This is a genomic window from Microbacterium sediminicola, from assembly GCF_039531125.1.
Lineage (GTDB): Bacteria > Actinomycetota > Actinomycetes > Actinomycetales > Microbacteriaceae > Microbacterium > Microbacterium sediminicola.
This window is the reverse complement of record NZ_BAAAPL010000001.1, coordinates 150,567-176,603: the sequence shown is the minus strand read 5'-3', so window position 1 is coordinate 176,603 and position 26,037 is coordinate 150,567. Positions and strand designations below refer to the sequence as shown.

At 67.1% G+C, this 26,037-nt stretch carries 22 protein-coding genes; 5 read left to right on the top strand and 17 right to left on the bottom strand.

All coding sequences use genetic code 11. The annotated features are described in order from the left end of the window. Positions 1-45: 45 nt before the first annotated feature. From ABD206_RS00740 to ABD206_RS00730, 3 genes are read right to left on the bottom strand one after another with little or no spacing between them, the layout of a single operon-like run. Entirely contained in the window at positions 46-1,713 is a 1,668-nt protein-coding gene (locus tag ABD206_RS00740; protein ID WP_344067869.1) for a hydantoinase B/oxoprolinase family protein, read from the bottom strand. Continuing rightward, positions 1,710-3,746 carry a hydantoinase/oxoprolinase family protein gene (locus tag ABD206_RS00735; RefSeq protein WP_344067867.1) on the bottom strand — a complete coding sequence of 679 codons (2,037 nt, stop codon included), beginning with the start codon at positions 3,744-3,746 and terminating at the stop codon, positions 1,710-1,712. The genes ABD206_RS00740 and ABD206_RS00735 overlap by 4 nt, the downstream gene beginning before the upstream one ends. Then, on the bottom strand, positions 3,743-4,690 hold the full coding sequence (locus ABD206_RS00730; protein ID WP_344067865.1) for an FAD-dependent oxidoreductase: 948 nt from the start codon (positions 4,688-4,690) through the stop codon (positions 3,743-3,745). Before ABD206_RS00730 ends, ABD206_RS00735 begins: the two co-directional genes overlap by 4 nt. Before the next feature lie 68 nt (positions 4,691-4,758). Between ABD206_RS00730 and ABD206_RS00725 the strand changes: the two genes are divergently transcribed. After that, positions 4,759-6,120 (top strand): amidohydrolase, encoded by a 1,362-nt coding sequence (locus tag ABD206_RS00725; RefSeq protein ID WP_344067863.1) that lies wholly within the window; start codon positions 4,759-4,761, stop codon positions 6,118-6,120. 24 nt (positions 6,121-6,144) lie between these two features. On the opposite strand, the gene ABD206_RS00720 is transcribed toward ABD206_RS00725, so the two are convergent. Further along, positions 6,145-7,152 carry a phosphotriesterase family protein gene (locus ABD206_RS00720; protein WP_344067861.1) on the bottom strand — a complete coding sequence of 336 codons (1,008 nt, stop codon included), beginning with the start codon at positions 7,150-7,152 and terminating at the stop codon, positions 6,145-6,147. Between the two features lie 63 nt (positions 7,153-7,215). Here ABD206_RS00720 and ABD206_RS00715 point away from each other — a divergent pair, with 63 nt between their 5' ends. After that, positions 7,216-7,569 carry a cupin domain-containing protein gene (locus ABD206_RS00715; protein WP_344067859.1) on the top strand — a complete coding sequence of 118 codons (354 nt, stop codon included), beginning with the start codon at positions 7,216-7,218 and terminating at the stop codon, positions 7,567-7,569. A 7-nt stretch (positions 7,570-7,576) separates the two neighbouring features. After that, positions 7,577-8,659 carry an LLM class flavin-dependent oxidoreductase gene (locus tag ABD206_RS00710; RefSeq protein WP_344067857.1) on the top strand — a complete coding sequence of 361 codons (1,083 nt, stop codon included), beginning with the start codon at positions 7,577-7,579 and terminating at the stop codon, positions 8,657-8,659. 13 nt (positions 8,660-8,672) lie between these two features. Here ABD206_RS00710 and ABD206_RS00705 read toward each other — a convergent pair whose 3' ends face one another. The 4 genes from ABD206_RS00705 to ABD206_RS00690 are packed head-to-tail and all read right to left on the bottom strand — an operon-like array spanning position 8,673 to position 11,936. Further along, complete coding sequence (locus ABD206_RS00705) at positions 8,673-9,419, bottom strand: cupin domain-containing protein (protein ID WP_344067855.1); 747 nt, start codon at positions 9,417-9,419, stop codon at positions 8,673-8,675. Then, the gene (locus ABD206_RS00700) at positions 9,416-10,525 is read right to left on the bottom strand and encodes an LLM class flavin-dependent oxidoreductase (protein WP_344067853.1); all 1,110 of its coding nucleotides are present in this window, start codon (positions 10,523-10,525) and stop codon (positions 9,416-9,418) included. Before ABD206_RS00700 ends, ABD206_RS00705 begins: the two co-directional genes overlap by 4 nt. Further along, on the bottom strand, positions 10,522-11,430 hold the full coding sequence (locus ABD206_RS00695; protein ID WP_344067851.1) for an amidohydrolase family protein: 909 nt from the start codon (positions 11,428-11,430) through the stop codon (positions 10,522-10,524). The genes ABD206_RS00700 and ABD206_RS00695 overlap by 4 nt, the downstream gene beginning before the upstream one ends. After that, positions 11,427-11,936, bottom strand: a complete 510-nt coding sequence (locus ABD206_RS00690) for a RidA family protein (RefSeq protein WP_344067849.1) — start codon at positions 11,934-11,936, stop codon at positions 11,427-11,429. The genes ABD206_RS00695 and ABD206_RS00690 overlap by 4 nt, the downstream gene beginning before the upstream one ends. 81 nt (positions 11,937-12,017) lie before the next feature. Here ABD206_RS00690 and ABD206_RS00685 point away from each other — a divergent pair, with 81 nt between their 5' ends. Together ABD206_RS00685 and ABD206_RS00680 are read left to right on the top strand one after the other, a co-directional pair. Beyond that, positions 12,018-12,515 carry a RidA family protein gene (locus tag ABD206_RS00685; RefSeq protein ID WP_344067847.1) on the top strand — a complete coding sequence of 166 codons (498 nt, stop codon included), beginning with the start codon at positions 12,018-12,020 and terminating at the stop codon, positions 12,513-12,515. Then, entirely contained in the window at positions 12,512-13,771 is a 1,260-nt protein-coding gene (locus tag ABD206_RS00680; protein ID WP_344067845.1) for an MFS transporter, read from the top strand. Before ABD206_RS00685 ends, ABD206_RS00680 begins: the two co-directional genes overlap by 4 nt. Before the next feature lie 28 nt (positions 13,772-13,799). Here the strand turns inward: ABD206_RS00680 and ABD206_RS00675 are convergent, their stop codons facing one another. From ABD206_RS00675 to ABD206_RS00635, 9 genes are all read right to left on the bottom strand, one after another. Next, entirely contained in the window at positions 13,800-14,861 is a 1,062-nt protein-coding gene (locus tag ABD206_RS00675; RefSeq protein ID WP_344067843.1) for an ABC transporter ATP-binding protein, read from the bottom strand. Continuing rightward, the gene (locus ABD206_RS00670) at positions 14,858-15,727 is read right to left on the bottom strand and encodes an ABC transporter permease (protein ID WP_344067841.1); all 870 of its coding nucleotides are present in this window, start codon (positions 15,725-15,727) and stop codon (positions 14,858-14,860) included. The genes ABD206_RS00675 and ABD206_RS00670 overlap by 4 nt, the downstream gene beginning before the upstream one ends. A gap of 4 nt (positions 15,728-15,731) precedes the next feature. Beyond that, positions 15,732-16,541 (bottom strand): ABC transporter permease, encoded by an 810-nt coding sequence (locus ABD206_RS00665; RefSeq protein WP_344067839.1) that lies wholly within the window; start codon positions 16,539-16,541, stop codon positions 15,732-15,734. A 271-nt stretch (positions 16,542-16,812) separates the two neighbouring features. Continuing rightward, the gene (locus ABD206_RS00660; RefSeq protein ID WP_344067837.1) at positions 16,813-17,883 is read right to left on the bottom strand and encodes an extracellular solute-binding protein; all 1,071 of its coding nucleotides are present in this window, start codon (positions 17,881-17,883) and stop codon (positions 16,813-16,815) included. A 108-nt stretch (positions 17,884-17,991) separates the two neighbouring features. After that, on the bottom strand, positions 17,992-19,062 hold the full coding sequence (locus ABD206_RS00655) for an extracellular solute-binding protein (protein WP_344067835.1): 1,071 nt from the start codon (positions 19,060-19,062) through the stop codon (positions 17,992-17,994). Positions 19,063-19,213: 151 nt separating this feature from the next. Then, the gene (locus tag ABD206_RS00650) at positions 19,214-20,632 is read right to left on the bottom strand and encodes an amidase (RefSeq protein WP_344067833.1); all 1,419 of its coding nucleotides are present in this window, start codon (positions 20,630-20,632) and stop codon (positions 19,214-19,216) included. Next, entirely contained in the window at positions 20,629-21,978 is a 1,350-nt protein-coding gene (locus tag ABD206_RS00645) for an amidohydrolase (RefSeq protein WP_344067831.1), read from the bottom strand. The genes ABD206_RS00650 and ABD206_RS00645 overlap by 4 nt, the downstream gene beginning before the upstream one ends. After that, entirely contained in the window at positions 21,975-23,699 is a 1,725-nt protein-coding gene (locus ABD206_RS00640; RefSeq protein WP_344067829.1) for a gamma-glutamyltransferase family protein, read from the bottom strand. The genes ABD206_RS00645 and ABD206_RS00640 overlap by 4 nt, the downstream gene beginning before the upstream one ends. A 42-nt stretch (positions 23,700-23,741) precedes the next feature. Further along, on the bottom strand, positions 23,742-26,021 hold the full coding sequence (locus ABD206_RS00635; protein WP_344067827.1) for a N,N-dimethylformamidase beta subunit family domain-containing protein: 2,280 nt from the start codon (positions 26,019-26,021) through the stop codon (positions 23,742-23,744). Between the last annotated feature and the right edge of the window lie 16 nt (positions 26,022-26,037).

Below are 26,037 nucleotides of genomic sequence, written 5' to 3'. Positions count from 1 at the left end.
ACGGTTATTTCTATCGATCGACAGAAATAGTGTCACGCATCCGGATTACGGAAGTGTTTCGCCCGACGGTGCGGTGTTTTCGAGATCCCCCTCGGAGGCGCCCGCGCCCCCTCCCCCCGCCGCCGTGACGCGGACGACATCCCCACGACGCAGGGCAAGGGTCGTCGTCGTGAACGGCACGTCCTGCCACTGCCCATCCGCCCGGTGAATCGCAACGCGAGCGGGCGCTCCTGGCCCGCCACCGGCGATGCCGCGCGCCGCATGCTCGGGTCGGCGTTGCTCGGCGGCCACTCGACCGGTCGCCTCGTCGGCGAGGAGTTCGTAGTCGCGCCGCACGGCACGCCCACCCCGCCACTTTCCGGCACCTCCGGTGTCGTCGACGAGGGCGCAGGCTCGCACGCGCCACGGGTATTCGAGCTCGATCACTTCGGCGGGGATGAGGGCGCAGTTCGAGGTGTACGAGTCGATGCCGTCGTCGCCGGGTGCTCCCTGCCGGGCTCCTCCCCCACCACCGACGGTGTCCATGAGGGTCTTCTGCGCACCAGTCCGCGGGTCAACGGCCCGCATGAGGAGCGTCGGGAAGGATACATGGGCAGATGCCACGGCGCGACCCGGCAGCAGCTCGCCGAGTGCCTGGAATGCGGCATCCGTCAGCACCTGCACCGCCATATGGCGTGAGACGACGGCCGCGGGCCGGCGGGGGTTGAAGAGCGACCCTTCCGGGGCGATGACGTCGATGAGTCGCATATAGCCGTGGTTCTGGCGGATATCGGTGCCGAGGAAGCACCGCAGCGCGTAGAACAGGCCCGACATCGTGCTCGAGAACGGCACATTGAAGGTTCCCGTCGTCTGCTCGGCCGACCCGGTCAGGTCGACGCGCATCCGCCCGTCGATCACCTGCACCTGGATCTGCACCGGGAGGGGTGTGTCGTAGTGCAGGCCGTCGCCGTCGAGAGCAGCGCGCACCGTCACGGTGCGATCGGGCCATGACCGCAGGCGCGCCTCGGCTCGGGCGGACGTGTCGTCGATGAGGTCGGCCGCAGCATCCTCCAGGGTATTGACGCCGTACCGCTCGGCGAGTTCGCGCAGCCGTTCGGCCCCGCGAACGCACGCCGAGGTCTGGGCGGCGATATCGCCGTCGACGGACTCCGGGTCGCGGACATTGCGGAGCAGTAGCTGCCACAGCGCCTCATTGCGCACACCTGCCTCGATCAGGCGCACGGGTGGGATCTGGATGCCCTCTTCGAACAGGTCGCGGGAGGCATCGGGGTTTCCCGGTACCGCTCCCCGGTTGCGCGCCGCGATGCCGCCGATGTCGATGTGGTGCGCGACCGTGGCGACATACCCGACGAGCGTGCCACCCGCGTAGACGGGGGCGAACATCTCGATGTCGGGCAAGTGCGTGGCCCCCTGATACGGGTCGTTCGTGATGACGACGTCCCCCTCGGCAAGCGACCCCGTCACGGCGAGCGCGCCACGCAGGGCGAATTCGAGCGTGCCCGCCTGCGCGGGGATGAGGTGCGAGTCGGCGATGAGGCGGCCGGAGGCATCCAGAAACCCGCACGAGAAGTCGAGCATCTCGCGGATCATGGGCGAGAAGGAGCTCCGCTGCAAAATGAAGGACATTTCGCGCACGACGGCTTCGAACCCGTTCCACAGCAGTTCCCGAACGACGGGGTCGGTCACGCGCAGAGATTCCGGTGCGGCGGTCACGTCCGCTCCCCTCGCTCGAGGATCATTCCGGCACCGGCGACGGCGGCGATCCGCCAGCCCGCCGGGATCACGGTCGTCGTGTCGGTCTGGGTGACGATCGCCGGGCCTTCGAGTCCGGCGGCCGCGGACCCGCGATCCACAACCGCATAGTCGACGGGTTCGCCGTGCAGGTCGTACCCCGCGCGCCGGGTCGCTGGCACCGGGCTGCCCGTCGCGTGTGTCGCCGCCCATTCGCTGCCCGCGCGCGGCACCGCGACACGCAGGCGCAGGGTCACGAGCTCAACGGATGCCTGCGGCCACGCGTGTCCGTACACCTGCCGGTGCCGCTCATGGAAGGCGGCGGCAACACCGGGAACCGCGGCAGCACCGAGGCCGTCAGGAACGGGGATCGTGAGTTCGTATGCCTGGCCGGCGTACCGCAGGTCGGCATCGAGAGCGAAGACCACCCCGTCCCCGCGTGCGAGCTCGCCGAGCTGCGCCGCGGCCCGCGCACGCAGGTCGGCCGTGACGGCATCGACGGTGACCGCATCGATCGCGTCGAGCGGGGCGACGAGAGTACGAGCGAGGTCGAGACGGCCGTCGCTCATGACAAGACCCAGCGCCGAGGTGAGCCCGGGGTATCGAGGCACGATGACGCGGGCGATCCCGAGTTCGTCGGCGATGTCGCAGGCGTGGAGCGGACCGGCACCGCCGAAGGCCATGAGCGCGTGCGCGCGGATATCGATGCCGCGGGCGATCGTCATGACCCGCAGCGCGTCGGCCATGCGGGCGTTCGCGATGCGGGCGATGCTCCCCGCGGCACGAGGTACGGTCATCCCGAGCGGCTGCGCGACATCGGCGGCGACGGCGGCGCGGGAGCGGGCGGCGTCGAGCGGGAGCTTTCCGCCGAGCAGGCCCGCAGGGTCGAGGATCCCGCGCACGACGTGCCCATCGGTGGTCGTCGCGCGGGTTCCCGTGCCATACGCGGCAGGACCCGGGTCCGCGCCCGCACTGTCGGGTCCGACGCGCAGCGACCCGAACTCGTCGACGACTGCAAGAGAGCCGCCGCCTGCCCCGATCGGCAGCACGTCGATCTGCGGCAGCGCTACCGGCATCCCGCCCACCTCGCCCCGGTATCGGTGCTGCGCTGAGCCATCGGCGATCACGGCGATGTCTGCGCTCGTGCCGCCGACATCGAGCATGACGACATCGCGAATACCGAGCCGGGTGCCGAGTTCGGCAGCCGCGATCGCGCCGCCGGCGGGCCCCGAAACGAGAAGTGCGACCGGCTGGCGACGTGCAAGCTGAGCGGGGATGACGCCGCCACTGGAGGTCATGAGCTGGAAGGCGCCGACGAAGCCGCGATCGCGCAGGCGAGTTTCGAGCCGCTCGATGTACCCGCCACATTCGGGGAGCAGGGCGGCGTTGAGCACCGTCGTCGCGGTGCGCGGATACTCGCGGAATTCGGGGGCAATCTCAGAGGAGACCGTCACGGGAACACCGGGAAGCTCTTCTGCAAGGATCGCCGCGATGCGTTCCTCGTGCGCGGGGTTCGCGAACGAGAACAGCAGGCTCACGGCGACGGCATCCACCGCTCCCGCGAGCGCGCGGGCGGCGGTTCGCACGTCCGTCTCGTCCAGCGGGGTGACAACCGATCCGTCTGCACCGATCCGCTCGCGGATGCCGTGCACCCGCCCCCGTGGCACGAGCGGCGCCGGCCGCGCGAGCCAGGGGTCGTAGAGGTCGACCCGCTGCTGCGTCGCGATCTCAAGGATGTCTTCGAAGCCCGCCGTCGTGAGGAGCCCCACCCGGGCGAAGCGGGCCTGGATGACGGCGTTGGTTGCCACAGTCGTGCCGTGCACGACGGCTCCGATGTCGGGGAGGTCGAGCCCGGATGCCGCGCGCAGCCCGTCGATCGCAGTGAGGAACGCGATCCCCGGATCGGTCGGGGTCGACTTCACCTTCTCGGTGAACAGCCGCCCCTCCGCATCCAGCAGCGCGGCGTCGGTGTGGGTGCCACCGATGTCGATCGCGATGACGTTCTGTGCGCTCATGTGGCCTCTTCCACGAGGTCGGCGGCGGCTCGGGCCGTGCCCCACGACAGCGCGATCCCCGCACCACCATGGCCGTAACAGTGCACGATGCGACATCCGCCCCGCGTCTCGCTCTCGACGCGCACGGTGTCGCGGACGGGCCGGTGCCCCACGGCGCGGGAGAGCACGGGGGCCTGGGCGAGCGCGGGTTCGAGCAGGCGCGCACGACGCAGGAGATCCGCCTCGACGGCGGGATCGGGCGACTCGTCGAAGACTCCGTTCTGGACGGGGCCGCCAATGAGCACGTCGTCGAAACGCGGCACGACGAACAGGGGCGCGAGGGATCCGTCCCGCACGATCGTCGTCATCGCGAGCCCGGGGTTCGCCACGCGCACCACCTGACTCCGGACGGGGCGCATGCTCGGGTCGTCGGCAAGTGTTCCCGCGCCAAGACCCGCGGCATTCACCAGCGTCACGCCGGGCGACGTCAAATCGGCGAGCGCACCGACGCGGCGGGTGTGGATGGTGCCGCCAAGGTGTGCGAGGGTCTCTCGCAGCCAACGCAGAAACCGTGTCATATCGATCAGCGGGATGCTCGAGACTGTCCCGGCGCCGTAGCCGTCGGGGAGTTCGTCAGGTGAGGCATGGCGGATCGGTGGCGTGAAGCCGCGCGTCCACGGGTCGCCGGCCGAGGGGGCACGGCCCACGACGCGGCAGAGCTGCTCACGGATACCCGTATCGGGCCCCGCATCGCGCCGCAGCCGCGCGAGGGTCTCATATGCCCAGCCACGGGTGCGTTCGCTCTGCTCCACGAACGGCACGGCCCAGAGCGCCGCAGCGACGGCGGAGTCGGCATCGGCGCTCTTCTCGGCGACGACCCGGACACGATGACCGCGCTCGGCAAGCGTGACGGCCGCGGTGAGTCCGACGACGCCCGCGCCCAGAACCGTCACCTCATGGTTCACGATTCCTCCCTCGGGGCGACGCGCGACGTTCGTGCGAGTGCGTCAGAATGGATCCTAAACTACCAGCTATGGATACAACCTCGTATGACAGTTCCGCTGTTCTCGTCGGCGACATCATCACGATGGACCACGACGCCCCCCGCGCCGAAGCGCTTGCACACCGCGACGGTCGTATCGTGGCGATCGGGTCACTTGACGAGGTGCGCGCGTCCGTTCCCACCGGAACCCCCGAGACCGCAGCACGGGGAACCGTCGTCCCCGGCTTCATCGACTCCCACTTCTATCTGCAGCGCGGCGGACTGAAGTCCCTCGACCTCTTCCCCGATCACGAGCCCACTCCCGCCGAGTACCGGGAACGGATGCTCGAAACCGCCCTCGACCCGGATTGGAACGGCCCCTCCGCCCCGACGGCGGCCGACCGTCGCGCCGGGCTCCGCCGCGTGCAACCGCTCCTTCATGCGTTCGGCATCACCGGAATCGTCGACCCGTGGGCAACGACCGAGACGGTGCGCGTCTATCAGCAGGCGCATGCGGCAGGCGAGCTCACGATGCGGGTCACCGCGATGCCTTACTTCGAGGGCCTCCGCGATCACCTCGTGACCCCCGAGTCGGTCATGGACGCCCTCGGCGGGGTCGGGATCGGGAGCGGTTTCGGTGACGACACCCTCGCGTTCGGCTGCGTCAAGGTCTATGCCGACGGCGAAGGCAAACGTCAGCAGGCCCTGCGCGAGACGCCGTGGCCGGCGACGGGCGAGCTCGGCATCCGCGCCATCGAGCCCGATGAGCTCGAGCGCATCGCCACATTCTGCGCGCAAAACGGCTGGGCGCTCGGCGTGCACGCGATCGGCGGCGGCGCGATGCGCATGGCGATCGACGTCTTCGAACGCGTGGATGCCCACACCCCGCTCGCGGGACTGCGGTTCCGCCTCATCCACGCCTACCTCGAACCGGCGCCCGATGTCATCGCGCGGGCTGCCCGCCTCGGGGTGCTCCTGTCGGCGCAGCCGGCGATCCAGTGGAGCAACGCGGCGTGGCTCACAGACGTGCTCGGGCCGGACGCGGCATCCACGAATCCCCTGCGGGACTGGACGGATGCCGGAGTCCGCATCGCCCTCGGATCTGACGGACCGTACTTCCCCTTCGATCCGCTGGAGGTCATGCGCTTCACGCGCACCCGCGAGTCACGCGGGAGCGATGCCCCGATCGGGCCCGACCAACGACTGACCGCAACCGAGGCCCTCGCCGGGTACACCCGCGACGCCGCCTTCGCCGCCCTCGTGGATGCCCGCCGCGGCATCCTACGCCCCGGCCTTCTCGCCGACTGGGCAGAGCTCAGCCTCGACCCGCTCGCCGCGCCGGATGCCGCCCTCGCAGATGGGGAGGCGCTGCGCACGGTCATCGGCGGTCGGGTGGTGTTCGACGCCACCTGAGCCGATCCCGCACGCCGGAGCGGGTCAGCCGCGGTCGAGAAGGCGCCGGGGCTCGTCGACGAGCATCCGCTCGACTCGCTCAGCGCTCAGCCCGCGATCCACGAGAACCGGCGCGATCGTCGCCATGAGATGGGCGTAGCCGTAGCCGCCGAATGCGCGAAGCTGCGCTTTGGTCCACACCGACTGGCCCAGAACGTGACGCGAGTGCGGATGGGTCTCGAGGAAGTCGAGAAAGTACGGGATCCGTTCATGATCGGTGGGGTTGTCGAGGCGCCCCAGGTGCATCGCTTCGGTGCCGAAGCACATCTCCAGCACCGCGCCGGCATCTGCAAGCTCATCCCAGTACCCGGCATCCATGTACTCGTCGGCGTTGGTGAAGATCACGCGCGATGCCGGCAGCCCCTCAGCCGCCATCAGGGCCAGAACGTCGAGCCCCCACCGCGTGTCCTGGTCAAGCCGCACCGATACCGCGCACCCGGCATCCGAGGCGGCACGCGCGGCCGCGCGGAGCTGCGCTCGCTCACGCTCTTCGAACGCGTCCGTCGTCCCCATGATCCCGAGCATCCCCGCGCGAAACTCCGTGCCGGGAACGGCGTCGTGAAGGGTGCGCCGAAACAGGCCTTCGAGCTGCTGCTCGGTGAGCTCGGCAACGGAGTCTGGCACGGTCCGGGGAATGTAGGTCCCGTACGAGCTGACGATGCTCATGCCGGATCGGCGCGCGATCTCGGGAAGACCCGCATGGTCGGGACCCAGCCCGAGCGACGAGGACTCGACGAGAGCGAATTGCCCCGCCGAAACGGCATTCCCGACCTCTTCGACTGCCAGGTGCGGATCGTCGAGTCGAAGGTTGTCGGCGAAGGCGAGCATGTTCCAGCGCAGATAGCCGAGGTTTTCGATGGCAACCGTCTCGTCAGCGGGGGCCGGCGATGCCCCCGCGCGCTGAAGGGTGGAGGAGTCCGCGAGCACGTGGTCGTGCATGCAGGTGGGCCCGAGCGTCGATGCGTCAATGGGTCCAAGGACTGTTTCGATCATGGCGGTGCTCTCTCACGTCTTTCTCGTGTTGCGGATCCATAAACCTAGATTTAGGATCCAATTATGACGCACGTTCTCCGCCCTCTCGAGGTCTCCGATCTGGAGGCAAAACCCCTCGCCCTACCGAGCGCGGAGCCGCTCTCTGGCGAAATCATCGTTCGCTCCAAGGTCGAGTTCACCGACAAGGACAGGACCGTCATCTCGGGAATCTGGGAGAGCGACCCGGGGGTTTCGAGGTGGGAGTTCACCACTCGCGGCGAGATCATCCACCTGCTTCAGGGTGTCATGATCGTGCACGAAGATGACGGCGAGCCTGTGGAGCTCACTGCGGGGAGCGCTGCATACTTCCCCATCGGCTGGAAGGGCGTGTGGACGGTTGTCGAGCCGGTCCGCAAGTTCTACGTCGTCTACAAGTGAGAAGGCCATGACCAATCGCCTGCAGCTGGGTACCTTCGGCACCAACCTCGCACCCGGAATCACCTTCACCACGATCCCCGGCGCGCTGACCACCGACTGGTCGAGGGCGAAAGACATCGCGCACAAGTCCGAAGCCATGGGGTTCGAGGCGATCGTGCCCATCTCGCGGTGGAAGGGCTACGGCGGGGAACACAACCCCCACTCGGATGCGTACGACACGCTCACATGGGCCGCCGCCGTCGCAGCGGTCACATCGAGCGCGCGGATCTACGCAACCGTGTCGATGCCGGTCGTGCACCCGGTGATGGCAGCCAAGCAAATGGCGACCATCGATCATGTCTCGGGCGGCCGCGCCGGAATCAACGTGCTCGCAGGCTGGTATCGCCCCGAGATGCCGATGTTCGGCGCAGACCTTCTCCCCCACGACCGGCGCTATGACATGGCCGACGAGTGGATCGACATCGTCACGCGGTGCTGGTCCGAGGACGAGGAGTTCGACCACGAGGGCGAGTTCTTCACCCTCCATGGCGTGTACTCGATGCCGCATCCGCTCGGCGCGCGCCCGACGATCATGAACGCGGCGATGTCCGGCCGCGGTCTGGATTTCGCGCTGCAAAACGCCGACAACATCTACGTCAAGCTCAGCGATGACCGGGATGAGGCAACGGCGCACGTTCGCCGAATCAAAGACGCGGCGCGCGAGAAGTACGACCGCGACATCCAGGTCTGGACGTTCGGATACGTCGTGGACGGCCCCACCGAGCGCGATGCCCGCGACTTCTTGCACTACTACGCGCAGGAGAACGGCATGCACGATGCCGCGATCAACGCGCTGAAGATCATGGGGGTCGAGGCCGAGGTCGCCGGAGACAACTCGACCGCCGCGCGACGCTTCAGCTGGGTCGCCGGTGACGGCGGCGTTCCCCTCATCGGGACCGCCGCGCAGGTCGCCGACGGACTCGAATGGCTCGCCGACGTCGGGATCGACGGATGTCTGCTCGGCTGGCCGCTCTGGGAAGAGGGCATGGACCGATTCGCGACCGACGTCATCCCCCTGCTCGAGCAGCGCGGACTGCGCGCCTCGGGCTGACGCCGTCGCAGCGTCAGTCCGAGAGAACGAGCACACGGGCGCCTGATCGTGAGCGCACGCTCACGGGCGCGTCCGCGACGATGACAGTGCCTTCCGGCGCCGCGAGCCAGCCTGCGCGATCCCACACCTCGACCCCACCCGAGGCCACCAGCCACACCGACCCCTCCAGCCGCGCTCCCCGCTGATCGATGGCAGGAACCGGTCGGGTCTCGCCTTCGAGGGGGGTGTCGATCGGCGCGACGGGATCACCGAGTCGTTCGACCCGAAGGCGATGCGCCAACGCGAGGATCTCGGCACGCGGTGCCGGCGGTGTCGACCCGGCCGGCGGGAGGCCCGGCGCGGTCGCCGGCACACCCATGGCGCGGGTCCAGGCCTCCAGCCCCGAAGGTCGACTCACAACGATGACCTCGGCCGGTTGGTCCGTCCTCACTCGGTAGCAGTGGCCGATACCTCCGGGAACGGTCACCGCGCGGTTCGGTCCACACCGATACCCGCGCGCTCTGGGGTCGGTCCACCATGAGGCGCCATTATCGGGTCCAGGGTGCATCCACACGTCGATAACTCCGGAGAGCACCACGTAGGTCTCCTCTTCAGGATGACGGTGGAGAGGCGGGCCACTGTGGCCGGGCAAGATTTCGCGCAGCACACTGAGCCGCGCCCCGGTTGACGTCGCGGGCACGAGGATGTCGCTGCGCGTGCCCTCCGACCACCACGCCTCGGCTTCGGCGGGGTGCGCCAGCACCACCGGCGAGGCAGTCACAGCTGCGCCTCGACGCGCGGAATCACCTCAGTGGCCAGCAGTTCGAGCGACCGGCGATAGGCCTCGGGATCGGCGCTGTAGTCATAGGCCGAGACGAGCAGCACCCCGAATCCGCCGGTGTGCCGGTACAGCCTGAGAATGCCGTCGGCGACGGTGTCGGGCGAACCGACCAGCCACTTCTCGGCGAGGCGTTCGAGGGTGACCTCGCCGGTCGCGGCGATCTCCGGCGCGAAGTGCGGGAGAGTGCCGCGAGAGGCAGCATGAGGCAGGATCCAGTCTCGGTAGGTTCTCCCCATCGCTCCCCCCATCGATCGCTCCCACGCGAGCTCATCGCTGTCGGCAACGAAGAGGGGGTGACATACGCGCCACACCGCCCTGTCGGCAGGTCGACCCGCTTCGAGCGCACCCTCCTGGTAGACGTCCCAGTGTTTCGCCGCGTAGTCGGGGCTGTGCACGACCGTCAGGGGGATGAAACCCTGACCACCGGCTCGGCGAAGACTCGCGGATGACGGGCTTGCTCCCACCACGGCGACCTCAGGGTGGTTACCGGAGTATGGCGCCAGGTGCGGACCCGCCACGAGGGGGTCGTAGTCCGGAGAACCGACCGACCAGAATCGACCCGTGAATTCGAAAGGCTCGCGCCGCGCCCACGAGCGCCACAGGCCGAGCATGATCTCCTGTGCCTCACGGGTGCGTTCCGCATTGTCATGCGGCCCGCTGCTGCCGAAGAGCTCCTGATCGGTTCGGTAGCTCCCGGCGCCGAAGGCGACCATGTACCTGCCGCGCGCCACGTTGTCGAGCCAGGCGATCCGCGCCGCGAGCTCGGCCGGGTGATGGTAAGGAAGCAGGTGCGCCGCCGGACCCAGCCGGATGTGCTCGGTCTCTCGTAGCGCGGCCGCGATCAGGAGGTCGGGCGCGGGAAGCGGCTCCCACCCGAGGGTGTAGTGCTCCCCGATCCACGCCTCGTCGAATCCCAGCGCGTCGGCCCACTTGAGCACCTGGAGATCCCACTCATGCGCGTCGGCGAGGGTGTTCTCGGGCATCCGGAACGGCGCGCAGAACAGACCCAATCGCAATCGGCCGATCGCGGTATCCGTCGTGCTCATGCCAGCCCGAGAAGTCGAGCCGCATTTTCCCCGAGGATCGCCTCTTTCTCCGCACGTGACAGCAGCGGCAGCTCTTCGACGATCGCGGCGGTCTGACCGGGGGTGTACCAGGGGAAGTCCGAACCGAGCGTGATACGCGCCGCACCGATTCCCTGCACGAGCGTGGCGACCTCGAGAGCCGACGGGCCTTCGGTCGCGTCGATCCAGATGACGATCTCCGACAGATCGAACATGAGGTGCGGGTAGGCGTCCGCAAGCGCGAGCGTATCGCGCCACGATCCCCCGCCGAGGTGGGCGAGCACGACCTTCAGCTCAGGACGCTCGGCGGCGAGCGCGGCGAAGGCACCCGGCTCCGAGAAGCCCTTGCCGCGCGTGTCGGGGCCGCTGTGGAAGACAATGGGGGCACCGGCCTCGGTCAGAGCGTCGTACACACCCGCCATGCCGGGGTCGTCGGGGTAGGTACGAATGGCGATCGGGTGCAGCTTCATCCCGCGCGCGCCCCAATCGCCGAAAGCCTCAGAGAGGTGTGCGTACGACTCTTCCGAGGTCATGACGGCAGGGTTCGCGCTGACGAACGGGAGCAGTTGCGCGTGAGGCGCCGTCATCTCGCACACCCACTTGTTGTAGGCGATGAGATCGTCTCGCAGTTCCGGATGCACGGGTGTCGTCGGCCAGTGAACCGCGCCCTCAGGCGGATCGGGATAGCTCGGTACCTCGAAGCTGCCCAGCACGGTCGCGTAGTCGAACCCGCCGTCGGCGAGCGCCGCGAGCGCGTCATCCACTGAGCCTCCGACGCCGGCGAGCGTCACGTCCTTCTGCCCGTACTCGACGATCGGATAGTTCTCGATCTCGTACAAGCCTCGCGCCGGGTCAGCGTAGATGTGCAGGTGTGTGTCGACTCTCATGCGGGATTCCCCGGAGCGGACGAGCGGGTTTCGACGACGGTCACCATCTCGAAGACGTTGCCCCCCGAGAGCGAGGTGACACCGATCCCCGCGGAGGTGGAGCGACCGATCTTGTCGCCGAAGACCTCGACGAAGAGGTCGGCGGCGCCGTTGGTGACGAGGTTGACATCCCAGAAGTCGGGGTCGACGCACACGAACGTGAGAGTGCGGATGAACCCGGTCACCTCATCGAGGGAGCCCACGGCGAAACGGATGAGTCCGAGTACGTTGATCGCGGCGTACCGCGCGGCTTCATAGCCCTGCTCCAGGGTCACGTTCTGACCGACGCGTCCCGGGTGAACCTTGTTCCCCTGTCGATCCTCGGGCGTGATCCCGCTGATCGTGAGCGTCCGACCCAGATGGTGGAACGCCTTCATGGTGGCATACCGCTCTCCGTACGGCGGGTTGGCGTAGTCCGGGATCACCAGCCCCAGTTCGCGCACCCGTTCCTCAGCGCTCCATGACATGGCAGGCTCCTCTCTGACTAGAATGGATCCATTCTAGTTGTTTTCGTATCCGACTTTGTCTCTGCCAGAAATGAGGTTCCGATGGTCACCGCGGAAGAACGCGTTCTCGAGTTGGGTCTGTCGATCCCGGACTACGCGAATCCGCCCTATGGCAAGCGTTATGGCCCGATGAAGCCTTTCCATCGGATCGGAAACCTCCTCGAACTCTCGGGACTCACCCCCGAGAACCGGGCCGGCGACCGCCTCAACCCCGGAATCGTCGGTGTGGACGTCACGATCGAAGAGGGCTACGCCGCGGCACGGCTTACAGCGATCCACACGCTCGGCATGATCCGCTACGCCATCGGCTCCCTCGACAACGTCAAAAGCCTCTCGCGCGCGCTGTGCTTCGTTGTCGCACCACCCGGATTCGAACTGCTGCACGAGGTGTCCAACGGCGCGAGCGACCTCTTCCTCGACGTGTTCGGAGATGAGATCGGCAGCGTCGGCCGCGCGTCGATCGGCTCTACGACACTGTCGCGGAACAACTGCTTCGAATTGTGGCTGAGCTTGGAGTGCCACCCGGAACCCGGCGAATGACCTCGTCCGCGCCCGCGGACATCACCCGCACCATCCCGTTCTGGCTGATCTTCGCCGCCTCTGCTCTGGGCGGCATGACGAACTCGGCGAGCACCCCGATCATCCCGGTCTACGTCGAGGAGGTTCTCGGCGGCGGCACAGACGTGTCGGGGGTGCTGATCTCGCTGGCGGCGGTCGCATCGATGATCGCGATGCCCATCGCCGGCATGCTCGGCGACAAGCACGGATACCGACCCATCGCGGTCGCGGGCAGCATCCTCGCCACCGCTGCGATGGCGATGTTCGCCCTGCTCCCGATGCTCTGGGGGGCAAGTCTGGCGCGCGTGCTTTTCGGCCTGGGCAACGCGGCGGCGATGACCTTGATCATGGCCTGGCTCGTCGCAATGGCCGCCCCCGCGCATCGCGGAAAGGCGTTGAGCATCTACGGGCTGAGCGTCTGGATCGGTGTCGCGCTCGGCCCACAACTCGGGGCGGCCGTCAACGAGGCAGCCGGCGCGATGTCGGTGTTCCTGGTCTGTGCTCTCTTGGAGTTCGCGACCACCGTGCTGATCATGCTCCTTCCCAAACCGGTGAAGCCGGCCAGCGCTCGCCCGCCCTCGACGACCACGAAACCCATTCCCCTGCCCCCCGGCGGGATGAGCGCTCTGTGGGCAGCGTTCCGGGCCGTGTGGGTTCCGGGTGTCGTCGCGGCCACCGCGTGGTGCGGAGAGGGCCTCATGCTCGGGTTTCTCATCATCCACCTCGGCGCGGCAGGGATACCCGCGTCGGGCGTGCTCAGCGCCGCCTCCATCTTCGGTGTCTTCGCCGCCAGCGTCATCCTCGCGCGAATCGCTCTGGCCACACTCCCCGACCGCGTCGGGCCGCTGCGCGCGACGGCCGTGTCGCTGGTTGCGCTCACCGCTGGGCTCGTGACGCTGGGGATCGCCCCCACGTTCTGGGTCGCCGCCGTCGGCGCCGCACTCATCGGCATCGGATTCTCACCGCTCTACCCGTCGTTGACGATGCTCGCGACTCGGGAGTTGCGACCACAGAACCGAGCGCTCGGACTCGGGATCTTCTCGAGCTTCACGAGCATCGGCTACGGCGGCGGCGCGCTGATCGGCGGTCTGGTACTCACTGTGGCGAGCTCGATGTGGGCATTCCTGCTCGTCGCGGGCCTTCAACTCGTCGCGCTGGCCGTCGTCACGATCTTCACGAAGGATCCGTCACCGCGCACACAGGTCGGCAAAGACGAACCCCGGGATCCCGCCGCATGAGGACGTGCGCGCCTGCGTCATTGGCGACCTAAGCCGCGACCGCGAGGGTCGCGGTGTCCTCTGTCAGAGGAATGATGTGGACACGCTGCGTGTCCCGGCACGCCAGGCGCGCCCGCGACCCGACCGTCAGCGACGACACATCCATGGCGCTCGGCAGCGAGCAGACGATGCGACGCCCTGCGTCGGTCTCGAGCTCCAGGCGGAATCGGTTGCCCTGGAAGCTCAGCAGTCGTACCGTTCCGGTGACAAGCCACGCCGGCGCCGCCTCGTCGTCGCGCACGATCGTGAGGTCCTCGGGACGGATGACCGCCGTACCGTCGGCGTCCACACCTTCGACCCGATCGAGAATGCGCCCGTCAAGGGTCGGCAGAAGGTTGGCCTCGCCGAGGAACCCCGCGACATAGGAGTCCGCTGGGCGACGGTAGAGGTCCTCTGGCGAAGCCACCTGCACCAGCCGCCCGTCGCGCATGATGGCGACCCGATCCGACATCGTGAGCGCTTCGGTCTGGTCGTGGGTCACCGAGACGGTGGTGATGCCGACCTGGCGCTGAATGCGGGTGATTTCGACCTGCATGTGCTCGCGCAGTTGCTTGTCGAGGGCGGCCATGGGCTCGTCCAGAAGCAGGATCCCCGGATCGGACGCCAAAGCGCGCGCGAGCGCGACGCGCTGGCGCTGGCCACCCGACAGCGATGCCGGTGACCGATCGGCCATCCCTGGCAACTGCACGAGCGCGAGCATCTGCTCCGCAACGGCCTTGCGGTCTTTGGCCGGTCGACGCGCGGCCAGGAGCGGGAATGACACGTTCTCGCCGATCGACATGTGCGGGAACAACGCGTACGACTGGAACACGACGCCTACGTTGCGCTTCTGGGGCGGCCGGTTCTCGACGTTCTGACCATCAAATGCGACGTGGCCGGAGTCGACTCCTTGCAGGCCGGCGATCACGTTCAGCAGCGTCGACTTTCCCGACCCGCTCGCGCCGAGCAGGGTGACGAATTCGCCGGGCTCGACGTCCAGGCTCACGCCCTTCAGCACATGATTGTGACCGAGAGTCACGTTGACGTCGGCGATGGACAGCGCAATGGTCATTCGACCACTCCTTCCAGTTGAAGCTTCTGCTCACGGCGCACGTGGCGGCGCTTGTCACGCCGCGCCCGTAGCGCGTTGCTCACCGGGATGACGGCCAGCACGATGATCGCGAGCAGGGAGACAAGGGTGGATGCCGCGGTGAGCTCTGGCGAGAACGCCTCCTGCGACGCGTTCAGCATCCGCAGCGGCAACGTCTGAAGTCCCGGTGGCATGAGGAAGACCGCGAGCACGACCTCGTCGAAGACGACGATGAACGCGAAGAGCAAGCCCGAGAGGATGTAGGGCAGGAGGGCCGGAAGCTCGATCTTCCACAGCACGAGGGGCCAGCGCGCACCGAGGGTGCTCGCGGCCGGCCGTAGCGACGGATCGATGCGCGCAATGCCACCCGACACGAGTACGAACACGTACGGCAGCGCGATGAGCGCGTGACCAAGGATCAGCGACACGAGGTTTCCGCGCAAGAAGTCGGTGTTGATGTAGACCCCGTAGACACCCACCGCGTACGCGATCGGCGGGAGCGCGATGGGAACGATGAACAGCGTGCGGATCCAGCGCTGCGCGGCACGGCTGCGCACCCGGGTGATTCCGATCGCCCCGGCCACCCCCAGCACAGTCGCGATGAGCGTGGACAACGATGCGGTCCACAGCGACAGCGTGAACGACCCCATCCAACGGCGGTCGGTGAGGACCTCCTGGTACCACTGCAGCGAGAAGCCTTCGGGAGGGAACTGGATGAAACTTCCCGAGGTCCACGACGTGGCGACGACGATCAGGAACGGGATGAGCAGCAGCGAGCTGACGAGGATAGCCACGATGACGATGGGAAGACGCCAGCCACCGAGGGAACGGGAAACGGTCGATGTCATCTGCTCAGCCCCACTTCTCGCTGACCTTGAACAACCGGTCGGCGATGAGATACACCAGCATCGTTCCGCCGACAAGCAGGATGCTCATCGCGGCCCCGATTTCTGGGTTGTTCGCCGTGTTCATCTGGGCGTTGATCACACCCGAGACGGTCATGTTCGACGGGCCACCCAGCAGCAGGGGTGTCACATAGAAACCGAGCGACATGACGAACACGAGGATGCCCCCACTCAGCACCGACGGGACGATCTGCGGCCAGGTCACCGTGCGGAAGGTGAGCACGGGACCGGCGCCGAAGACCCGCGCCGCATTGAGCTGCTCGCGGTCCAGCGACTGCAGCGCAGACATCACCGGCAGCACCGCGAAGGGCAGCATGACCGCCATCATCGCCGGATACATGCCGATCGTCGTCTGGTAGATCTCGATCGGCTCCTCGGTCAGACCGAGAAGGTTGAGGAACCAATAGATCGCGCCTTTCGGGAGTTCCAGAAGCATCCATCCGAACGAGCGCACCATCACCGAGGTCCACAGCGACAGGATCAGCGCGGCCAGCAGGAGCAACCGCAACCACATCGGTGCCGCCACGATCGCCAGCGCGTAGATCGAACCGAAGACCATCGTGAGGATCATCACGACGGCAGCCATCAGAACGGTCCGGCCGAGGGAGCTGATGAAGGCCGGCACGGCGAACATGTCGATGTACGCCGTGCCCCCTTCGAAGGACTGGAGAATGAGCGCGAGCATGGGGAGCCCGAGCGTGAGCACGAAGAAGATGAGCGGCGGCCACAGCAGCCAGCGCGTTTCGGCCTTGCTCACGCCGACGCTTCGATCGCGGGCTGCGCCTCGCGTGCGCGGGATCGCTACGGACGGTGTACTCACTGAGACATGCTCCAATGTCGACATTGCGCCCGCGTTTCCTCGGGCCGTGGAACGGATGTGGATCCAATATACGTGTTCGTGGATCCCCACCGGTTGCCGAGGTGTTTCTTGTGTGTTACAGCTCGCCGGTGGTCCGATGTGCACGCACTACGGGGCGGTCCGGACACTGTCCGAACCGCCCCGTGTGCGTTTGCGTAGGTCGTGAGGATTACTCAGCGAGCCATGCGGTGTAGGACTCCAGGAGGAGGTCCTTGTTGTCTGCACGCCACTGCTCATCCCACTCGATCACGTTGTCGTGCTCGGGCGAGTTGGCGACGTTTGCCGCGACATCCTCGGGCAGGTAGTCGAAGACCTCCGAGTTGACGGGACCGTACATGGTGCGCTCGGTGAACACGGCTTGGTTCTCGGGGTCGTTCATCCACTCAGCCAGCGCGATCGCCGCATCCGGGTTGCTCGACTCTGCGGGAATGACGAAGCCGTTCGGCGTGATGAAGGCTTCGTTCCACTGGATCGTAACGTCCTCACCAGCGTTGGCAAGTGCGGTGAACTGTCCGGTCACGGTGACGGCGATCGCCGCACTACCGCTGGTGAGCAGCTGCTGCACTTCTGGGTACGAGGTGTAGAACACGAGGTCATCGCGGATCGAGTCAAGCTTGGCCTCGGCGCGCTCGATGTCGAGGGGGTAGAGGTCCTCGAGCGCGACACCATCAGCCAGCAGTGCGATCTCGTACGACGCGTCGTACGATCCCGGGGCTCCCGGCCACGCACGCAGACCCGGGTAGGTCTCGGTGTCGAAGAAGTCCGCCCAGTCCTGGGGGCCGCCGTCGGGGAAGGTCTCGGTCAGCCACCCCTGAGCCAGGCCGATGTAGAAGCCACCGACGGTGTAGGGACGCAGCTCGTCGGGCAGCAGGTCACCCTGAGCGGCCTCGGGGAGCTCGTACACGTTGTCGGAGTAGCCGAGGATGTCTGCGGCGCCGACCTGGAACACGTCGTAGTCACCGGCTTCGCCTTCGAGCATCGAGTTGAAGATGGCGTCCTCGATCGACACCGAGATGACGTCGACCCCGGTCTCCTCGTAGAAGCCATCGAAGTAGGCGATCTGACGCGACTCATTGGTCGCCCCGCCGTAGTCGGCCCAGATGACCTCGCCACTGATGTCCGTGGCTGCGGAGGTGTCGCTCGAGTCGCTGGAACCGGCGCATCCGACCGCGAGTGCGGCAACGACAGCAAGTCCGATGCCGGAGAGCACAAAACGGCTCGTTCGGGTGGGGGTGTTCATAGGATTGTCACTCCTTGTGGTGGTACTTCGGGTCGGGGATTCGAGCGATTGCACGATCCGGGGTTGTTCGGGCTGGTGGCGTGCACAGTCGCCACCAGCCCGAATGGTTTAGCCCGCGAGCCAGGCGGTGTAGGACTCGACGAGCGTGTCGTAGTTCTCGCCGCGGTAGACGTTGTCCCAGTACAGGACCTGGTCGGCGTGCTCGGGCGAGTTCACGAGGTTTGCCGCGACATCCTCGGGCAGGTAGTCGAAGACCTCGGAGTTGACCGGACCGTACCCTGTCCGCTCGGTGAAGACGGCCTGGTTCTCAGGGTCGTTGATCCACGCGGCCAGCGCGAGCACTTCCGCTTCGTTCTCGACGTCAGACTGCGCCACGAAACCGGACGGAATCGCAAATGCCTCGTTCCACTGGATCGTGACGTCTTCGCCGGCGTTGATCAACGCTTGGAACTGACCCGTGACGGTGACGGCGATCGCCGCGCTGCCGCTGGTGAGCAGCTGCTGCACCTCGGGGTAGGACTGGTAGAAGACGAGGTCGTCGCGGATCGTGTCGAGCTTGGCCTCAGCGCGCTCGAGATCGAGCGGATAGAGGTCCTCGGGGGCAACGCCGTCGGCAAGGAGCGCGATCTCGTACGAGGCGTCGAAGCTTCCGGGCGCGCCGGGCCACGCCCGCTTGCCAGGGAACGCCTCGGTGTCGAAGAAGTCCGCCCAGTCCTGCGGGCCACCGTCCGGGTAGGTCTCTGTGAGCCAGCCCTGCGCCTCGCCGAACACGAAGCCGCCGATGTAGTAGTCCTGGACGTCCTCGGGCAAGAGGTCTCCCTGGGACTCCTCGGGAATAGTCAGCAGATTGTCGGTGCTCAGGAGCACCTCTGCGACGCTCGACTGCCAGATGTCGTAGTCGCCGGGCTCGCCTTCGAGCATGCTCTGGTAGATCGCATCCTCGATGGAAGCAGAGATGACGTCGACCCCGGTCTCCTCGTAGAAACCGTCGAAGTAGGCGATCTGGCGAGACTCGTTGGTGGGCCCGCCGTAGTCTGCCCAGATGATCTCGCCGCTGAGTTCGACATCAGCGCTCGAGTCGGAGTCTGTGCTCGTGGCGCAGCCCGCAGCCAGCACGGAGACAGCAGTCAATGCCGTCCCGATGGCCGCGATGCGGCGGATTCGGATGTTGCGTGTCATGTGATGCACTCCTTGAAGGAAGGTGATGCGTGGGATTGGTGCGGTGCGTGGATCCAATATTTGCATCTGTGGATCCCGGTTTGATATCGAGAATGTTTCCACCCCGTAACAGGACGCCGGGAACGCCGTCCGGCCCACGCCGCGCGCAGCGTCAGGAGCGCAGCTCAGGTGCGCGAGACACCTCACCCAGCACGCTCTCGATCGCCGCGCCGAGCGAGAGCAGCCGACGATCGCCCATCGACCGCCCGACGACCTGCATCCCGACCGGCAGACCGCCGGCAGTGAAGCCGGCGGGCGTCGCCAGCACGGGGTGACCCGTGACCGTGAGACGACACGCCACACGCTGCCAGAGGAAGTAGCGATCGAACTCAACACCGTCGACCTCGTCAACCCACTCGAGATCGGCGGGCGGAGCGACAACGGGCGCGCCGGGGTAGACGATCGCATCGACGTCCTGCAGGACGGCCGCAGTACGGCGGAAAAGCTCGGTGCGCTGCGCGTACGCATCCATCAGGTCGGCCGCGCGCAGCTGCAGACCTTCAGCAACGTTGCGGAGGTAGTCCTCTCGAAACCCCGTGCGACCCGAGCTCAGACGCGCCCGACCGTCGGCAGCGAAGCCGAACATCTCGATGACCTGCCAGGCGTCGTCCGCCTCGGTCAAGTCGGGTTCGACGTCGACGATGGTCACCCCGGCACTCTCGAGCGTACGGCGCGCCCTCGCCATCGTCGCCCGCACCTCGGCATCGATCGGAAGCCCCCACACATCGGGGCTCCACCCCAGTGTGATCTCGCTCGGGTGGAGGTCATCGAGGCCGGCAAGCGTCTCAGGGTTACCCTCCCAAGAGAGCGGCCAACGCGGATCGTGACTGCTGATGCCGGCAAGCAGCAGGGCAGCGTCTGCGGAGGTCCGAGCCATCGGGCCTGCGACACCGTGCGGGTCCCAACCATTGCCAGGCCGGCCGCTGGGCACGAGTCCAGGCGTTGGCCGCAGACCGACGACATTACAGAACGAGGCCGGATAACGAATACTCCCACCACTGTCGGAGCCGTCAGCGATCGGGAGCATCCCGGAAGCGACCGCTGCGGCCGCTCCGCCACTGGACCCGCCGGCATGCCGACTGAGATCCCAAGGATTCCGGCAGACTCCGCGGACCGGATTGAAGGTGAGCGTGCCGAGTCCGATCTCGGGCGTATTCGTCTTCCCGATGATCAGAGCACCGGACCGACGAAGATGCTCGGCAAGAACCGAGTCCCGAGCGGCGGGCGGTTCAGCCGCGTACGCAGCCGACCCTTGCGAAGTGGGAAGCCCAGCGACATCCATCAGATCCTTCACGCCGGTCGGCAGCCCATGCAGGACGCCCACAGCATCCCCTCGTGCAACGGCGCGATCGGCGTCTGCCGCCAACGCGAGGGCGACGCGTTCGGGCACGAGCGTGACGAAGGCGTGGACATGCTCTTCCCACTCCTCGATGCGTGCGAGGTGGGCCGTCATGACCTCGACCGCGGAGATCTCGCGGCTCGCGATCCCGGCGGCGAGGGCCCGAGCGCTCCACGTGTGCAGGGCGCTCATGCCGCACGCCTGTACACCGTGCGGCCGCCCACATCGGTACGCAATACCCGCAGCCTGCGCAGGTCGTCGATCGCGATCGATCGCGGGTCGGCCTCCCACAGCGCCCAATCGGCGATGTACCCCTCCCGGATCATTCCCCGGTGGTCGTCAGCCATCGCGGCGTATGCCGCGCCCGTCGTGTACGCCGCGAGCGCGTCGTCGACCGTGATCGCCTCATCCATCGAGAGCGGCTGATCCTCGCCCTCGACCCGGCGCGTGACGGCCTGCCAGATGAGGTGTCGCGGATCGAACGGAAAGAACGGCCCGTCGGAACCGAAAGCAACGGTCGCTCCCGCATCCAGCCAACTACGGACAGGGTTGGCGTGCTCTGCCCGATCCCCGAGCTTGGCACGCAGCCCGCGCCCGTTGTGCCAGATGATCGAGGGTTGGAGCGAGGCGATGACTCTTGCCTCCGCAGCGGCCCGGATCGTTTCCAGGCTCGGTTCGAGATAGGCGTGGATGAGCTGGAAGCGTCGGTCGACAACTGCGGGGCCGGCTGCACGGTAAGCCGCAGTCACCGCCGCGATCGCCGCCGACCCGACCGCGTGGGTTCCCACCCCCCACCCGTTGTTCGCGCACCAGTCAACCAGGCGCGCAAACTCGGCGTCCTCGATGCGCTGCAGGCCGCGGTAGCCGGTGGAATCCCACGGCTCGTCAAGATAGGCCTGCCCTTTGAGCGCCTCGCCGTCGGCATAGACCTTGATCGGTCCGACCCTCAGCATGTCGTCACCGAACCCCGTTGAGACCCCGGTCCCGTCCAGGTGTGTGATCGCCGCGTCAACGTCAGGAATTTCCAGAGTTCCGATCGGCAGGTATGGCATCGCGAGGGTGCGCATCGTCAACCGACCCCGGCGATGTGCCTCCTGATATCCGCGCATTTCGTCGATCGTCGACGCGGGGTCAACCACGCCGGTGATACCGAGCGCGTGGAGCCACGGCTGCACGACATCGAGCGCCTTCACCCGCTCATCGAGCGTGGGGGGTTCGGCACCGGCCCAGTCGGCGTCATGGAAGGTGCGCCTCATCGTTTCGATGAACGCGGCGAGCGTCGCATCCTCGGGAAGATAACTCAGTGCCTTCAGCCCGCCCCGCTCCATATGCAGGTGGGCATCGATGAGGCCGGGGAGCACAACCCCCGATAGCTCCACGACCGACGCATCGGCGCCCACGAGAGCCCGGACCTCATCGACAGAACCGACCCCGACGATGCGATCGCACAGCACCGCGAACGCATCCGCCATCGGTCGGTCCGCATCCATCGTGACCACGGGAGCGACGTAGATCGTCGCGGGGAATGCGGCGCTCACGCCACCACCGCCTGCGCGGGCTGGCGCGGATCCGCCGCCGATTCCAGGAATCCGGTGGCGGTATTCCGGAAGATTGCTTCCACCGCGGCGGCATCCCGCGTGTATGCGGGCCAGCGGCGGACGTTGTGACCGCGCTTTTCCAGCTCAACGTAGAGGCTCTCGTCGAATCGGTCTTCGAGAAAAACGTGCGCGGCCAGGTAGTCAAATGGCGCAAAGGAGTTCGGAAAGCTCCAGGTGGAGAACCGGGGCGCGTTCACCGCCTCCTGAATGTCCATCCCGAAATGGAACATGTTGAGGAACACCTGCAGCATGGCTTGCACCTGCATGTCCCCGCCGGGGCACCCGAACGGCATGACGCTCCCGTCATCGCGGACAGCGATCGCGGGGTTGGGAGTGAGCCGGGGACGCTTGCCCGGAGCAACTCCGGAGGGGTGTGCCGGATCGGGTCGTGACTGCAGCCCACGAAGCGAGGGAACGACACCTGTTCCGGGAATCACCGGCGCCGTCGACGCGCCGTCCGAGGGCGTCGCTGAGAACGCGTTGCCCCACCGGTCGACGACACACACGTAGCTGGTGCCGCCCTCGCCGATGTGTCGCACCTCCTCTGCACTGATCGCGTCAGGAAGGATCTGCGAGTCCCCGAACAGCGCGGGGGGAAGTCCATCGAACGCGTGGGCCGGGTCTATCGCGGCCGCGCGCGCCGCGATGTGGTCGGCACCGAGCAGCCGATCGAGCGGAACATCGACGAATGCGGGATCTCCGTAGTGATGCTCCCGATCGGCGAACACCGCCTTCAGTGCCTCGATCACAAGGTGCACGTATTCGGGGCTGTTGTGCTCCATCCCATCGATACCGCACTGCTCGACGATCAGAAGGGCCTGGGCAAGCAGCGGCCCTTGGCACCACGCGCCGCAGGTGTAGATCGTGAAGTCCCGCCACCGCGCAGCGACGACCGGCTCGTAGCGTGAGCGGAATTCCGACAGGTCGTCGGCCCCGAGATACCCGCCGTTCTGCTCGTGGTACTCGACGATCCGCCGCGCCGTCTCGCCTTCGTAGAACGATCGTCGCGCAGCTTCAAGCCCTTCTCGGCGATCGCCGGGGCATGCCGCCTCTGCCTCGATCATCAGCTCGATGGTGCGCGCGAGGTCGGTCTGCACGAACCGCTCCCCCACCTCGGGCGGACGCCCACCGGGAAGGTAGATCGCTTCGTTGGCGTCCCATCGCCGATACCCCGACTGACGCTTGGCGATGCCGTCAGCGAGCAGGGGGAACACGGCGAAGCCGTCCCGTGCGAGTCGCATGGCGGCACCGGCCACCTGCGCGAAGGTCATCGTCCCGTAATCACGCAGCGCCGTGATCCAGGCATCCGGCGCCGCTGGTGTCACGGTGCGCAGGATGCCGGTGGGGATGGTGCCACCGTGGTCGGTCATGAACAGATCAGCCGGAATCCGCCGCGGCCAGACTCCGAGACCGTCGATGCTGACGGTCTCACCGTCTGCCGTGCGGATCATGATCGGCGCGACTCCCGCGAAGTTCACCTCGTCGGCATGCAGCACGGCCAGCGCCATGCCGGCACAACAGCCTGCGTCTACCGCGTTGCCGCCGGCTTCGAGAATCGAGAACGCCGCGGCCGAGGCCAGATAGTGCCCGCTCGATACAGAGTGCGTCGTGCCATACAAGGTCGGGTTCGGGGCGGGCCAGATGGCCGGGGTCTCGGTCATGCGCGTCCTTTCGGTTGTCTGGGTGGGCAGACGAGTGGCCCGCTATGGGGTCTGCGTCAGTACGGGGTCGGGGGAACTGAAGCGGTCGACGATGTTGCCGAGCAAGGTCGAAATCTCGGTGTGACCGTCCATGTCGTACAAGGCGCCGGCGAAGGCGATCGATCCGGTGGAGAAGACCGCCCCGCCGCCCTCACGCGGCACGATGACGACATCCGAACGCACCTTGGGGTTGCGCGCACCACCGAGCACCCGACTGGTCATGTTGAAGTTCTCCCGAGCTTCGAGCATGTCTTCGCTGTGACCGACGGATGTTGCCAGCACGATCACATCCGGCGACGTACCGAAGAGAGGGTTCACGGAGTCCACCTCGATACCGGCCGCCCCTTGGGACACTCCGTAGTCGCCGAAGTCGCCACCGGGGCCGACAACCCCGTCGAAGACCCACTCGACGCGGGGATCCTCGCTGATGCGCCGGTAGCCGGCGGAGGCCCCGGGGTTGCCTGCCGCGACGAACCCGACACCGAAGGACTTCTGCGGCGGGCGCCCGCGGAAGCGCCAGATCCCGCCTTGTTCGCCGGTGAACGAGAGGTGGTAGTCGCCGGGGTCGGCGCTCCACGCCTGAGTGCCGCCCCATCGGCGGATCTCCACCACCTGCGAGTCCTCGGGGTCGTATCCGGTCACCCAGTACATTCCGTTCCCGCCCATGTACATGAGGCGCCCACCGGTCGCGGCGAACTCTTCGTACGCGTCGAGCATCGACCCGCTCACATACTCGGGGTGAGATCCCGTCATCACCGCCGCGTACCGTGACAGAAGTGCCGCTCCCTGTTCGTGCACGTCCCGGTCGATCGCGATGTCGTAGGGCCGACCGGTGCGTTCGAGCCAGTCGATGATCTGCATGTCGCCGGTGAACTGCCACACGGGAGCGTTGTGGTCGTATACCCGCTCTCGCAGGGTGAGGATCGGTCGACGCCAGCTCGAATAGAACACCGGCGATCCATCACCGTGCACTTCGTACAGCGAGAGCCCGAGTTCCCGTCGCGCGTTTCGGAACAGTTCGAAGTCATCGAGCGTCGGGACCATCTGACTCCACACCTGCGTGCGGGGGCTGTCGACGCCGACGTGGTCGTTGGCGTAGGCGAGGTAGGAGTTGGTCGGCAACACGAGAAGCATCCGCGCCGTCGCCTGGTCGAGCCGAGGACGCACGAACACGGGCACGAGGTCTTCCGAGCCGTCGCTGGCGGTCAACCGCAGACTGTAGACCCCGCTGCGCAGGTCTTCGGGAAGTGTGATGGATTGCTGCGGCACCCAGCGGCAGTCGGTGATGTCGTCGCGGTGGAAGTGGATTGCCGCATATTCGTCCGGAGCGAAACGCGCATCGAAGACATCACCCTGCCACCTCGACGAGGTGACGAGACGGTGCGGATGGTTCACTGTCGCGCCGTGGAGTTCGTTGCCCGAGACGTCGTGGACCCGAGTCGTGTGCGTCACCCCGGAACGGTCGATGCCCGCTGCGATATCCCACGCCGCGACAACAGCGCCGTTCGTGCGCAGCTCAGCGCGGGAACCGGTGGCCGCGGCATCGGCGACGATCACAGGATTCTCAATCTTGCCGTCGAAGCACTGCAGCGGGATCCGATCGTCGCGCAGCTCGCGGCACCCCCAGAGCAGCGGACCGCGCGCCGGCATGACGGGAGCACCGAGGACGACGGACGCTGTCTGCTCGGCGCGGGCGGCCCGAACGAATCTGTTGGAGGCGAACGTGCCCGCGTCGGCCAGAGAGATCTCCAGTCGCTCACCTGGAACTCCCGGAATGCGCGCGACGATGTCGTACCAGCGCCCCGCCTCCAGCGGCTCACCGACCGACAGGCTCACAGGGCCAGAACGCGTACTCACCGCAATCGTCGCGCGCCCGGTCGCCGACAGACCGACCGACCACCCTGCGGCGTCCTGGGCATGCCCGATGATCGACTGCGGCCCGAGGGTCTCGTCGCCCGGGCGCGTCGCCATGACGGCGCACGCGACCGTGAGCCCAGCGGGGCCGATGGACGGCAGCCGATCGATACGTACATACGACCCGATCGCCGTGTACTGCTCGATTCCGACGTCCGCTACCGGCTCGACCCCTGGCACGCGTTCGCATCGGCGCTCGACACCGGCAGACGGTATTGCGTGGGCCGACATGCGGACGAGCTCGGCTTCCCAGCGATCGGCGACAGTGCTTACGAAGAACGTCACGACATCGCCCGGGCGATACGCGATCTCGTCGGTGTATCCCATGATGCGGGCTGGGATCGCGACGGGGTCACCGTGCTCGGTCATTTCAGGCCTTTCTCTG